Source organism: Enterococcus sp. B2E4 (assembly GCF_030499455.1).
GTDB classification, from domain to species: Bacteria; Bacillota; Bacilli; order Lactobacillales; family Enterococcaceae; genus Enterococcus_D; species Enterococcus_D casseliflavus.
The window spans coordinates 679,656-692,358 of sequence record NZ_JAUKPK010000001.1; the positions used below are offsets into that span (position 1 = coordinate 679,656).

Consider the following 12,703-nt stretch of genomic DNA (forward strand, 5'->3'; position numbering starts at 1 on the left):
TGTAAAATTGTACTTTTAAATACTAATTATAAATATTATTAATAATAAAGGAGTCCGCAAAATGATTGAATTGCTCAAAACCTTCATTGTTGTTTATGAAACGAGAAACTTTAGTCTTGCCGCAAAACAGCTCTATAAAACTCAGCCAACGATCTCCTTGCAAATCCAACGATTAGAGGCGGAACTTGGCTTCAAACTTTTTGAACGTAAAGGAAAACAATTGATTTTACCCACTAGCCAAGCGGAGTTTTTGTATCCTCGTGTGGTCGAGTCCCTCCGCTCATTGTCCACTATTTTTTCGCAAGCCAAAGACACCAAAAATTTTAAAACAGCGTGTGTGCTCGCTTGTTCGAATACCACCGCCGTTTACTTACTGCCTAGCATCATGGCACAGCTGATTGCAGAATTTCCAACATTTGCCTTTGAAATCAAAATCATGAATTCGCAAGAAGTGATCGATGCCGTCGAATCAAACAAAGCCCATATCGGCCTGATCGAAAAATCAATCGTTTCGCCATTGATCCAAAAAGAATTCGTTTATCGCGATGAATTGGTGTTAGCAGGCAACCTCGCTTCTGATTTTTGGGTCTTGCGAGAAAACGACTCGGGGATGTATTACATTAACGAAACCTATCTTTACGCACAGCACCTAAATCCGCAAATCATCAAAGCCAATAATAGCGAAGTGATTTTGTCCCTACTAAAACAAAACATCGGCAAATCGATCATTTCGAAACTTTCATTACCAGAAGAGTTGCCTTGGCAGGAACTTGATCCAGAGTACCGCTATCGTGATCTTTTTATCATTCAGAATCGTCAACGTGTGACGCCGGAAACCGGAGAGGTTTATGAGGAGATTAAACGGCTGTTGTTAGCATTGATTCCATAAATATTAGTCTTTTGAACCAATTAAAGTGAATACAAAAAAAGACGCTGGAGTGTCGTTTGTCACTCCTCCAGCGTCTTTGTATTTTTATAATTCCTTGATAAACCGTTTCTGTTCATGACTGCTGTGGTAGCCATGATTTTCATAAAACCTGTGAGCAGCATGGCGTTTAACATTCGAATTTAATCGAATGCCTTGCATTCCTCGCTGTCGGGCTTCTTCTTCAATTGCCGACAGTAGTTTCCCGCCAACGCCTTGCTTTTGCACTTGATCATCCACTACCAAACCTAGGACATTAAAAAATTGCCCAGCAGAATAAACTGTTGAATACGGCTGTGCTTCAATCATCCCAACTGCTTTACCCTTTATTTCGGCAACAAGCAAGAGATGATCCTCCTCAGCTAAAATTCTCTTTAGGCCTTCGATCAATACTTCTTCTTCGATTGGATAGCCTAGTACTTTCGACAAATGAGTTAGTTCTTTATGATCAGACAATGCTGCGGCTCTAATTTTCATGATATTCTCCTGTCTTGCAGCTTTTGACTCAACTATATTTTTAGAATGCTTATTTGTCAAGAAAGCCCGTTCTGCGCCGCTGATGTGAAATACCAAAAACTACATAAACTGAGATTGAAATAAGAATTAAAAGAAAACCGACAAGCTGCCTTCTGACTTTCCTCCTTTCGTGCAACTCGTACAGAGGAGAGATTTTTGCATACCTTGGAAAGGATGGCTTAGGTATACATTCGCTATTGGCATTCAACCTACAAAGATTCTCGTCTGTTTCGCATTAGTATTAAAAAAGGCTCGTAAATACTTTGATAAGACTTACGAACCTTTTTCACTTTTCTATGGCACAAGCGGACTCGCCGCTTCGCGTGACTTTTTCTCAGTAGCAATTACTCTACATACAATGTCACAAATTTTGCGTGGCCTATCTTTTCAAGAGTGACTACATTCTTTTCCACAACCAGTGCTTCTTTTGTAGCTTCTTTTAAATCGACTGTTTCTACTAACTTCACTGGATGGTTGAATGTGATCGTTGCTTGTCCACCTTCATCTAAAAGCCCATTGTATAGACGCAAAATATAACCTAGACGATCTTCGGCTTTTTTCAATACACTCAGGGTCAAATTGCCATTGATCTCAAAAAGACTAAAGTTTGCCGGTAAGGTTGGTTCAACCGGTCCTAAAGTAAATATCAAGCGGGAATTCAGGAATTCTGCGGATTGATAAAGAGTGATCGGTGTTACTGCTTGTTTGGCACTCTGTGCAACATTTGCTTGATCAAATCCTTTAGCAAAGTAAGCAACAGAGAAATCAAAATGCATCGTTTTGTGGCACTGCGCAGCTGGTGTCGCAATCACTGATTCTCCTGAAGCACGCCCTGGTCGATACAGTAGATTCTCTTTCCCCATGAAGCCATAGGTTCGGAAAATCGTTAAGCGAATCGTATCAAACGCTTTCCCCACGATCTCATATTCACGTACACCCTTGGGCATGACTGCTACGCCATGGGATGCATCGAATAAACCGACAAACGATTGACAAGTTTCTATGGCGATCGGCTGCTCATTCCATTGCTCTTTATTAGCTTCCCAAAGAGCCATTTCTTTTTCAAACACAACAGGGCGCTGCAACGTGCCAAACTGTTGGTCAGCCAGCGAAAATTTCGAGGCAATTCCGGTATCAAATAGCACACATACCCGATGACTATCCACTTGTTGGTTTTCAACCGTTAAGTTGAAATCAATTTGTTGCGATTGTTTTTTCAACACGATCGTCAATTGGATCGGTAGTGAAGCCGAGACCTTCTTTTCTGCACGTTCAGCTAAATCCTTCGGAACCCTCAGCGTGAATACCACATCAATCTTTTGGTAGATTGCTGATTGCTGAATCGAGATCGTTGGTTGCGCATCAATTGATGAAATCACAAAATCTTTCACAGGTGGTGAATAATTGAATGAATCACCATCGTCGCCATTTTCTTCAATGATCCCTTGATTTTGATAAAGCACCTGATTGGTTTTATCTAGAATATCTAACGAGCCATTGCTATTGACAGTGATCTGATAGTATTCATTTTCGATCGTATTGGTTGTAATCTCCTGCAATGGTGCGCTTGTATCACCTTTTAAATCAATTGTCAGCTGGGTATACCCCATACTCGGCACATCAGTCGTTTCTATGGCAATCTTTGCTTTATAGACTTTCTCCGGCAAATAGATCTCCTTGACTGGATCTAATATGTTCCCCTGATTCAACACATACTCCGTTTGGTCGGTAAGCTCTAAAATCGTATAAGGTAACGCCTGACCTGACTGGTCAAGGATCGCAAAATCTTTTTGCGGCAAATAAACCTCTGCTTCGATCACCCCATTACGTTTTGTGTCATAGGTATTGAAAAGCGTAAAAGTAATTTCTTTTGCTTGTGGGTTGTTGATTGCAGTAGAAATCTGTCGTAACATCAATTCGACAAGATTCATAGAAATATCTCGCGCTTGCTTATAGCGCATATAGATATCTTCGTTGGTCGTATCAGAAACACAAGAACCGATCGAATCATGCGCCGCATTTTCAAACATTAACTTCCAAATCTCTATGACTGTTTCTACGGGGTACTCAAATCCTAATTGCATAGCCATGGTTAAGATAGGCTCCATGACATTGACTAAGTAATGTTGGATCTGTGTGTTCATCGCCTTCAAATCAGGACGTGAAGAAAAAATCGTTTTGTGAATTCGCATCAATTTGCCGTTGATCAGTTCACCAGCGATTTCTTCCAACTCAGGATGGCGTACTTTGACCGCAGCAATGTATTTTTCGATCGTTGAAAATTGTAACTCATACTCATCCTGATACAGTTGATTCATTCGATCAACCAATTCTGGAAGATTTTCTCTAACTGGTGCTTGGTCGAAACCATTTGGAAAATACACTTGATCCGTTGCACTGCGCCCCCAAGTCGTTTTAAACGGTTCTTGATGTAAGAACTCTGCTAATTCTGCTTCTCGTTCAGGAATGGCACCGCCAATGTAGTACCCACTTGGGATCTGGTAAACATTGACCACAGAACCATCTTCTCCACGCCATTTGTACTCTGTGTGTTTAACATCGTCATCACTGACACCGCGCCAAAACATTGTGTCTGTGATACCAAACTCACGATAGATTTGTGGCATACTAGCTGCTTGTCCGAAAGAATCTGGCACATAGCCGACATTCATGTAGGTTCCGAATGCTTCACAAATTTTCATGCCATATAACATATTACGAACAATGCTTTCTCCCGAGATCACTAATTGATCGGTTTGTGTGTACCATGGGCCAATGATCAATTTTCCTTGTTGAACAAGTTGTTGAATCCTTTCTTTGTCCTGTGGGCGCCATTTCAAGTAATCATCTAACAGAGAAGCCTGTCCATCTAAAATGAAACTTTCATAAGGATCATCCTTTTCTAGTTGTTCAATGACGTTTTTTAGATCGTGCATCAAATAGATTTTCGAGCGACTCGTCGTAAAATACCATTCGCGATCCCAATGACTGTGGGGTACGACATGTACTGTTTTTTTCATTCAATCATTCCTCTCCCGTGATTAAAAAAGGCACGTAACGATGGGTGTCGTTCGTGCCTATTAATTTTTCTCAATTTTTTTACCATCTGGTACGCATCATTTGATCCTTACATAAATGCTTCGAATTTTGAAAATCGTTTCTCTTCAAATACTCTTGTTTTCTTCCCCAAGTCTTGTCCTTGTCAGATACCTTAAAGCGTTCTTGAAAAATCACCTGCTCGTGCCTTTTCTTTTGCTACTATTTAGCTAATCAGCCTTGTTACTTAGTTTTCAAAGCTCACTTCAATATCATCGAGGGCAATATCTTCTGTTTGTTCTTCTTGCTTATTGAAATTCACGAATAAAGGCGCGACAAAACCGATGAAGGCTGCTCCTGCAAATAGTCCAATCAAATACGCCCAACCGTTTCCAACAGTGAAGAAGCCGTAGATTCCCCCAACTGGTGGCATTTTGTCATACATTCCTAATGCGATCCCCAAACCAGAAGCAATTGCACCTCCCAACATGTTGATCGGCACAAGCCGTAATGGATTGACTAATGTAAAAGGAATTGCTCCTTCTGTGATTCCGATGAACCCCATAATAAAGTTATTACGCCCAGCATCCAGTAGCTCTTTGTTGAATCGATTTTTGTGGAACAAAGTTGCTAAGGCATATCCAAATGGTACCGCACAAATCGCAACGTTCACGATGATGGCTGGTAAATAGACTCCTTCCGCTAGTAACACATTTCCTGCCATCCAAGCAGCTTTGTTTACAGGTCCCCCTAAGTCAGAGCCAATCATTGCCCCCATGATGAATGCCAGTAAAATTTTGTTAACGTCATTTTCAATCATGGTTCGGATCCATTCAACCAAACTAGTATTGATCCACGCCAAGGGCTCAGAGAGTAAGGCGCCCATGACGATTGCTACGGACAATGTAGCAATCAAAGGTAAAATTACCAACGGCATCACCCCAGCAAACGACTCCGGTAATTTGATATGTTCTTTCGCCCACTTCACTAAGTATCCTGCTAAGAACCCAGCAATAACTGCCCCTAAAAACCCAGCATTGGTGCTAGAAGCGACTGCACCACCGATAAAGCCGGCACCTAGCGCAGCCTTATCTCCAACAGAATACGCGATAAAACCAGCCAAGACAGTATTGATCAAGCCGATTCCTGCCCACCCTACTTGTTCAATCAAATAAAGCGCATGTTTAAAGCCTTCCGTGTCAGCATAAGGATCTAAGCTTGTGATCCCCATACCAAGAGCAATCATTTTCGGAATGGCAACAACCAGTGAAGCACCAATAATCAATGGCAGTACAAAACTAATTCCACTCATCAAGTGGCCTTTTAAATCTGCTAGAACTCTTTTCATCATCCTTGCCTCTTTCCTTTAGTTTGCGTTTCTTTGTTCAACAGCAGCTACACATTTCTTCAGCACCGCTTCCGGTGCCTTGATACACGTATTGATATTTACTCGAATTTGCGGTTTTCCTTCAAACCGTTCCATCCCAACAACTTTTTGGTCAGTCGCTAAAAGCAAGAAATCCGCTTCTTTTGCTTCGGCTGCAGTGATCTCATTGACTTGCCCTAATGAGCCTTGCTGTTCGATCTTGACCTCATAGCCAAGTTTCACACCAGCTTTTTCTAAAGCTTTTGCCGCCATCGGTGTATGTGCCAATCCAGCTGGACAGGCGGAAATTCCTACTATTTTCATACAATTTTCTCTCCCATCATTTCCTTTTTGATCAATTCTGCTAAATAAGCTTTGTCTTCTGATTGTTGAATCTGCTGGATGAATGTCTCTTCAAGCAATGCGGTTGCTAGGCGACTCAACATTTGCAGATGCACCGTTCCTTCATCTTTTTTAGGAACCATCAAAGCAAACACATTTTTGACTGCTGAATCATCGAAGGTTTCCCATTCGATGGCTTGCTCTAAACGAATAAACAAAACGGTCGGTTCCAAAACGGGTTCAGCTTTTGCATGTGGAATAGCAAAGCCTTCTTGTAAGCCGGTTGAATATTGTGCTTCCCGTTCAATGAATGCCGCACATGTATCTGCTGCATTGGTAACGATCCCTGATTCATAGGCATGATGCGCAATTACGTGAAACAGTTCTTCTTTTGATGTAACAGCCACATTCAAGAGAATATTTTTTTTCTGAAAATCCATCTCATCTGCTCCTTTCCTTTATTATGAAACCATTAGCGTAATTCGTGTGGTTTATTTTCTGTACACGTTTAATTTACGGTTTCTAATTCACGATGTAAACACAACAAATTTCCAATTCAAGTGGCAATCATTAGTAAAGCGTTTTCCAAAATGATTGCCAACTCTTCTGGAAATTTTCGGTACTGGTGAAGCATTTCATTCTTATTCTTTCTATTGTATGATGAGAAAGAGCACGGAGGTGAAACAAGTGTCAAAACTTGCTTATCAACGATTAGATGATCTAATGGAAGTATTAACTAGACAAACGGCGCCGCTACCAATGAAGGAGTTAACAAAAAGCTTCTCGATTTCTGAGCGAACGGTTCGGACCGACATTGCAAATTTGAATGATTTGTTAACAAATGTGGGTGCCTCCATCAAGTTGATTCGAGGGCAAGGCTATTTGTTGTCTATTGGTTCAAAAGAACGATTTCATGACTGGTGGACTGAAAGTATGTCGACTACCGAGTCCTTTCTAACTACGAGTGAAGAACGACAAGCCTATCTACTTTTCCTTTTATTTAAGAATGAAAACCCTTTATCCTTAGATGATTTTCTTGATCGATTATTTATTAGTAAAAACACCTTTTACTCATACTTAAAAACGGCTCGAGACAATTTAGCGACCTATCAATTAAAAATAGTAAATCGTCCAAATATTGGCTTTGAAGTCTTGGGTAACGAATTCGCCAAGCGACAAGCAATCAGTGATCTTTTGATTGAAAAAGATCTCCAAGAGTATTTGGTGGGTTTTACGGAAATGGAACTTGAGTTGTTTGATACGATTGATCTGACCCGCTTGCAAGAATTGTCATTAAATCATCTGGCGCCCTTAGACTTGTTAGACTCTGACTACTATCATAAAAACATTCTTTCTCATTTTGCTTTAGCAATCAGTCGCTTTATAGCTGGCCATCAGATCAACGAATTTCCCTTGCACGTGCCCGCGCTCAAAGAAGACGCCCAGAAAGTTGTTGGTCACTTCTTAGAAGAAATCGATCATGCATTTGATATACAATTGACTGCTGGAGAAAAACAATACTTCATTTACTATCTTGCGATGAATGCACCACGTTTAGTTGAAACAGGCGATGCAAGCGATTCTTCCACGAAAACTGCGAAAGCCATTGTGGAAGAATTATTAACTGCGATCAAACAGACGTCAAACTATGCGTTAGAGACAGACAAGATGCTAATAGACGATTTGACATCTCATATTGAGGGCTTTATCAACATGAATCTAATGGATGCACGCCGTAGCAATCCATTGCTGGCAACGATCAGAAAATCTTTTCCACAGGCTTATGATTTATGTTTGACTCATTTAGAAACGGTAAGCCTGAAACACGGTTTTTATTTTTCTCCTGATGAGATCGGCTATATCGCTTTGCACATCGCAGGTGCTATGGAAAGGAGTTCCATCAGAAATCATCATAAACATCGCGTCATCCTTGTTTGCGGAACCGGTCGAGCCATGAGTCGTATTATTGAAGCAAAAATTATCAAGCACTATCAAGAAACGATCGAAGTCGTTGATCGCTTTTCTTACGTCGAGCTACAACAATGTGATCTTTCTGCCATTGATTTTGTGATCACAACCGTTCCATTAGAACAGTTCTCGGTTCCTTCTATTTACATCAACATGGCCAAGCTAGATAAAGAAATTGGCAAAATCGAACCGTTCATTGAAACGCTCAGTGAATCAAAAGATGGTATCTATTCATTGTTTCAAAAAGCATTTTTTCTTCATGAAAATCATGCAGATAAAGAAACCTTACTAAAGAAAATGGCGCAGCAACTGTACCAAAAAGATTTTGTGCCTCAAGATTTTTATGACAGTGTGAAAAAACGAGAAGCAATCAATCAGACCAATATTAACGAGTGGCTTGCTATCCCCCATCCCATGACCTTGATGGCAAAACGCTCAGCCGTTTCAGTGGCGATCATTCCTGACGGCGTTGATTGGGGAAATGGTGATTTGGTTAAATTCGTCTTTCTCTTTGCGATTCAAAAAGACGAATATGAAGATACCGAAGAAATCTATAGTCTTTTATTAGAGTTGATGGATCGTGAAGATATTCAACAAGCAATCCTGCAAAATAGTGACTATCACCACTTTTTGAGCTGTATAAAGCAATTATAAAAGGAGCTGGGGAATCCAGCTCTTTTTGTTGATATGACTAATCTTATTTGATAGCTCTTTTTCTCATTCATAGTATGCAAGATTAAGATTGTTTCTTGACCTTTAAAATTTTAAATATCATTAACAAGATGAAACCAATAATACAAAACAATCCAACGAGAACATATCGTTGATCTGCAGTTTCTCCTGTCTTAGGCAGAGCAGCACTGTCTGATTTTTTTATCCTTTTATTTTCTTTTTCTAACACTTTTGGCTTCGATATATTAGTGGAGCGATCATTTATTGAAAATTTGATCGGTGTTTTATCAATTTGATAACCACTCGGTGCTTTGGTTTCAATCAACTGATACTCTCCTACTTCTAAATTACTTATCTCAACCTTTCCATCTTTGCTCGTAACTATGTTTTTTTGTACAATATTTCCTTTCGAATCTTGCAGCTCAAACTCTGCATTTGCCAGTAGTTTTCCTGTTTCGCTGTCTACTTTTTTCAGAGTTACTTTCCCAAGTTTTGGTGATACATAAGTATTCTTGAAAATAATCGATTCTTGGTACGCTGGACTTGCCACTAATTGTCCAGATTGGTCTTCCACATTTACGGTTACATGGTATTCTGTTTGGTCATAAGTGATCGTGCTATCTGTCCCTGCGACTTCTCGGATCGTATACTTGTATGTGCCTGCTTGGTCATAGTCGATTGCATCGAAGTAAATTTTTCCGTTGGCATCATTGCTCTTGGTTTGAATCACTTCCCCTTGTTCGTCCAACAGCTGGAATTGAAATTCATCTGCACTTAGTGCTTTGCCAGTCAATTCTTTACTTGCTTCTAGAACCGCACTTCCTTTTGCGGGATTGTAGCTATTTTTAAAAACAGCACTGCCTTCATAGTTTTCCTATAAATTTTTCCAAATTCTTTTTTGATTTTGAATCAAGGAAATCGACTCTGGAAACAGCTTGTAATTCATTAATTAGCTTATTTAAATTGTAATTAAGCGTTTGTGGTCTTTCTGCAAACCTTTTATTTTTAATATTTTGAATTAAATCATCCTCAATCATAAAAACTACTTGTAGCATATCGATTTCTGGTTTGATACTTTCATAGTCTTCCTCACCTACATGAAATTTATGAAGATATGCTGTCTGGTTTATGTAATCTTTCCTGATAGCACTTAAACAATCTAGAACATTCTGAGAATATTGTGTTTTTCTGGAATTAAAATCAATATCGAATTCTTTAATCATGTTCTCCAAAATTGAAATTAATTCATCACTAGACTCATATAATTTATCGATTCCCATTCTTCTTAATTCCAAAACACTATTATCAAAAATACTTTCTCTTAATTCTTCAAAATGGTTATTATCTTTCAAGAGTGTGTTCTTTTGATCATTAAAAAGCAATAACAAGTTAAAGAAGGTATTATCTACTTGCTCTGATTTTCTAGCCTTTCTCTCTTCTTCTAGCTCTTTATCTCTAGCTAAAATTTGTAATTCAAAGCGCTTCTTATCTTCTGCTAACTCTTTATTTTTAGCTTTTGTCTCCTTGTCAAAACGCTCCTTATCATTGGACAACTGGATTTGGATCACGATTAAGGCTCCTACGACTCCAATAATAGATCCAAGATATCCACCCCAAAAACCTAACCATCCATCATCTGATCCATTATTCATGGTGTCCCAATTAATAAGTACTTGAATAAATAAAGGGATTAGGACAAGTGTAACCAACAAAGCCCACGCTACAAATTTTTTATTTTTTTTCAAAAATTCCATTACATTTCTCCACTTTCCATTGTTAACTCGAATTATAGATCTAAACTTTTCACTGCGGTATCTTTATCTTCTTGCGTGATCCCTATATAACGTAACGTTTCACGCTGGGAGGAATGGTTAAGCAGCGATTGAATGATTTCTGTTTTGGTTCCTTGCTTGTAGAGAAAGTAGCCAAACGTTTTCCGCATCGAATGCGGCCCAATATCTTTTAACCCGATTGCAGTTCCAGCATCATGAATGATTCGCCAAAGACTTTGGCGATTGAGCGGTTCGTTTGTTCCTTTGCGACTTGGAAACAAGTAGTGATCAAATTCCTGCTGAAGGAGCTGCTCCGGAAATTCTTGCTGCACATATTCTAAAATCGTTTTTCGCAATTTATTGGAAATGTACACCGAATTGTGTTTCGCCGTTTTTTGTTCCTTCATTGATAGTCGATCTTTTACCACTACTCGGCCACGAGTAATTTCTAACACATCGGCCAGTTTTAATTGACGCAAATCAGAAATTCGATACGCCGTATTGATCCCGATTGAAAAAAGAACCAAATTTCGTTGGCCATATTTTCCTGAAGCCAAAATTGCTTTCATGGCATCGATCTTTTTTTTGTCTCGAATAGGTTCAACTGTCTTCATTTTCTCTCTTCCTTCTAATAAGACTTAATCCCATTATAACATGTAATATGTCTTATTTAAAACGAGTGAAAGAAAAAGGCTCAAAAAGAAACGTGCATTTCTCTTAGAGCCACAATGGATAGCGCCCGTTTCACCAATGAGACACAACCTGCTTGTGTCTCATTGGCATTGTAATAAAAACAATGTATTCTACTTAATAGAATCAGTTGTCTCTTTTATAGTTGAAATCTGTTGTGAAATCAAAATCTGAAGATTCTTTACAGTATTTATTCTCTTATCTTGGTCAGCAGTTTCAATTTCCGTTAATTCTTTTTCAAATAAGCTAAAATTAAACCCTTTTAGTCCTGGCAAATGTGATCTATCACGAATATTGAGTAGGCTTTTTCTAATTTCTGGAATAATTTTTCTTGGAGCGATACCATTAAAATTAATTTCATCATCGTTCTTTAACAAATCTTCAAGTTTAGATCTCATACTCTTTAATTCAGTTTCGATAGAGGAGTATTCTTGGATCCAGCCTTTTTCACGACTTAATCTTATCAACTCTTTCTTTGCATTCTCTACAATTTCTTTAGTATCTTCTTTACTCTTTTCAGCTCTTACTTCACTTTTTTTGCTTGCAACTTTAAATCTATAGTTGACAATAGAAAAAAAGATACTGGCAATGACGGCAATAAGATTCAACAAAGTATCTACTTTATCCATTTACTCACCTAAGATTCTATTTATAAGATCTACAGAAAGATTGCCGAACTGATAATCTGATAAGGTTTTTACTACTTTGTAATTAGATAAATATTTATTATAAGTGTTTGCCATTAGTTGATGACTATTGAAACCTTCAAATTCTTTATCCTCTACTAACTCAGGGAATCGATCTAACTTCTCAATAAAAAACTTAGCATAAAATGCTAATTTTATTTCTTTGGGATCATTATAATCAAACCCTCGGAAATAAGTAGCATGTAGTCTAATGTTCTGTTTGTCAGACCAGTTCAGGTTTTGCTTGCTAAAATTGATATCTCTATACATGCTCAATACATCAAGTACAAATCGAGAATCCTCTTCAGGCAATGGATCAGAGAGTTCATTCCAAATTTCATCATCGTAATGATACTCGTAACCTTCTCTCAATATTTCGATTTTTCTTTCATAATAAGATCTGTTTTGGTCATCAAATTTAGCTAATAACTCAAATTGATTTATTAGTGATAATCTCTGAAATTTATCCATAAATTTTTCTTCCTCTCTTGTTCGTCAATAAGAACCTAACTTTTGGAAATTAAAATATAGGCTATTACACCCAGTATTATATATTAAATCTAATTGTAGGTGAACACGGATTTTATAATTATTTATGGTGTTAATGGCGAATGATACCCGTCTCCTTTTTATACCTTCCGAACTCTTTGCTAATAGAATAAAGTTTCAGCAACTATTTCTGACCATAATTAAATGAGCTGCCGAAAAGCTGTAAAATCGGACTTTAAAA

General features: G+C 38.4%; 12 protein-coding genes and 1 pseudogene. 2 read left to right on the forward strand and 11 right to left on the reverse strand.

Features of this window, described 5'->3' with window-relative positions; all coding sequences use genetic code 11:
- The first annotated feature begins 61 nt into the window (after window positions 1-61).
- Window positions 62-889, forward strand: a complete 828-nt coding sequence (locus tag Q1X33_RS03230) for a LysR family transcriptional regulator (protein WP_081117234.1) — start codon at window positions 62-64, stop codon at window positions 887-889.
- 84 nt (window positions 890-973) lie between these two features.
- Here Q1X33_RS03230 and Q1X33_RS03235 read toward each other — a convergent pair whose 3' ends face one another.
- The 5 genes from Q1X33_RS03235 to Q1X33_RS03255 all read right to left on the reverse strand — a co-directional run bounded on the left by Q1X33_RS03235 (window position 974) and on the right by Q1X33_RS03255 (window position 6,625).
- A complete protein-coding gene (locus Q1X33_RS03235) occupies window positions 974-1,402 on the reverse strand; it encodes a GNAT family N-acetyltransferase (protein WP_005225265.1) in 429 nt (142 codons plus the stop codon).
- Window positions 1,403-1,785: 383 nt separating this feature from the next.
- Window positions 1,786-4,461, reverse strand: coding sequence for a mannosylglycerate hydrolase (gene mngB, locus Q1X33_RS03240; protein WP_301969548.1), 2,676 nt, complete (start codon window positions 4,459-4,461; stop codon window positions 1,786-1,788).
- A gap of 263 nt (window positions 4,462-4,724) precedes the next feature.
- Window positions 4,725-5,825, reverse strand: coding sequence for a PTS fructose transporter subunit IIC (locus Q1X33_RS03245; protein WP_060792679.1), 1,101 nt, complete (start codon window positions 5,823-5,825; stop codon window positions 4,725-4,727).
- 18 nt (window positions 5,826-5,843) lie between these two features.
- Window positions 5,844-6,167, reverse strand: coding sequence for a PTS fructose transporter subunit IIB (locus Q1X33_RS03250; RefSeq protein ID WP_005225262.1), 324 nt, complete (start codon window positions 6,165-6,167; stop codon window positions 5,844-5,846).
- A complete protein-coding gene (locus Q1X33_RS03255) occupies window positions 6,164-6,625 on the reverse strand; it encodes a PTS sugar transporter subunit IIA (protein WP_005225261.1) in 462 nt (153 codons plus the stop codon). Before Q1X33_RS03255 ends, Q1X33_RS03250 begins: the two co-directional genes overlap by 4 nt.
- 247 nt (window positions 6,626-6,872) lie before the next feature.
- On the opposite strand from Q1X33_RS03255, the gene Q1X33_RS03260 reads away from it, so the two are divergent.
- Window positions 6,873-8,807, forward strand: coding sequence for a BglG family transcription antiterminator (locus tag Q1X33_RS03260; protein WP_060792678.1), 1,935 nt, complete (start codon window positions 6,873-6,875; stop codon window positions 8,805-8,807).
- 82 nt (window positions 8,808-8,889) lie between these two features.
- Here Q1X33_RS03260 and Q1X33_RS03265 read toward each other — a convergent pair whose 3' ends face one another.
- The 6 genes and pseudogenes from Q1X33_RS03265 to Q1X33_RS03290 form a co-directional block, all read right to left on the reverse strand.
- Complete coding sequence (locus Q1X33_RS03265) at window positions 8,890-9,348, reverse strand: collagen binding domain-containing protein (RefSeq protein ID WP_260619099.1); 459 nt, start codon at window positions 9,346-9,348, stop codon at window positions 8,890-8,892.
- A pseudogene (locus Q1X33_RS03270) lies at window positions 9,340-9,621 on the reverse strand (FctA domain-containing protein); the annotation flags it as partial. The gene Q1X33_RS03265 and the pseudogene Q1X33_RS03270, both read right to left, overlap by 9 nt.
- A gap of 67 nt (window positions 9,622-9,688) precedes the next feature.
- Window positions 9,689-10,579 carry a hypothetical protein gene (locus Q1X33_RS03275; protein WP_005231129.1) on the reverse strand — a complete coding sequence of 297 codons (891 nt, stop codon included), beginning with the start codon at window positions 10,577-10,579 and terminating at the stop codon, window positions 9,689-9,691.
- A 32-nt stretch (window positions 10,580-10,611) separates the two neighbouring features.
- Window positions 10,612-11,211, reverse strand: coding sequence for a tyrosine-type recombinase/integrase (locus Q1X33_RS03280; RefSeq protein WP_005225257.1), 600 nt, complete (start codon window positions 11,209-11,211; stop codon window positions 10,612-10,614).
- A 189-nt stretch (window positions 11,212-11,400) separates the two neighbouring features.
- Window positions 11,401-11,916, reverse strand: coding sequence for a (4Fe-4S)-binding protein (locus Q1X33_RS03285; protein ID WP_219645375.1), 516 nt, complete (start codon window positions 11,914-11,916; stop codon window positions 11,401-11,403).
- Window positions 11,917-12,444, reverse strand: coding sequence for a YfbU family protein (locus tag Q1X33_RS03290; RefSeq protein ID WP_301969549.1), 528 nt, complete (start codon window positions 12,442-12,444; stop codon window positions 11,917-11,919). It lies immediately after the preceding gene.
- Window positions 12,445-12,703 lie beyond the last annotated feature (259 nt).

Coding starts and splice junctions, on each gene's coding strand:
- Q1X33_RS03255 (WP_005225261.1), bottom strand. CDS start 6,625: ATGGATTTTCAGAAAAAAAATATTCTCTTGAATGTGGCTGTTACATCA.
- Q1X33_RS03275 (WP_005231129.1), bottom strand. CDS start 10,579: ATGGAATTTTTGAAAAAAAATAAAAAATTTGTAGCGTGGGCTTTGTTG.
- Q1X33_RS03250 (WP_005225262.1), bottom strand. CDS start 6,167: ATGAAAATAGTAGGAATTTCCGCCTGTCCAGCTGGATTGGCACATACA.
- mngB (WP_301969548.1), bottom strand. CDS start 4,461: ATGAAAAAAACAGTACATGTCGTACCCCACAGTCATTGGGATCGCGAA.
- Q1X33_RS03245 (WP_060792679.1), bottom strand. CDS start 5,825: ATGAAAAGAGTTCTAGCAGATTTAAAAGGCCACTTGATGAGTGGAATT.
- Q1X33_RS03235 (WP_005225265.1), bottom strand. CDS start 1,402: ATGAAAATTAGAGCCGCAGCATTGTCTGATCATAAAGAACTAACTCAT.
- Q1X33_RS03285 (WP_219645375.1), bottom strand. CDS start 11,916: ATGGATAAAGTAGATACTTTGTTGAATCTTATTGCCGTCATTGCCAGT.
- Q1X33_RS03280 (WP_005225257.1), bottom strand. CDS start 11,211: ATGAAGACAGTTGAACCTATTCGAGACAAAAAAAAGATCGATGCCATG.
- Q1X33_RS03230 (WP_081117234.1), top strand. CDS start 62: ATGATTGAATTGCTCAAAACCTTCATTGTTGTTTATGAAACGAGAAAC.
- Q1X33_RS03290 (WP_301969549.1), bottom strand. CDS start 12,444: ATGGATAAATTTCAGAGATTATCACTAATAAATCAATTTGAGTTATTA.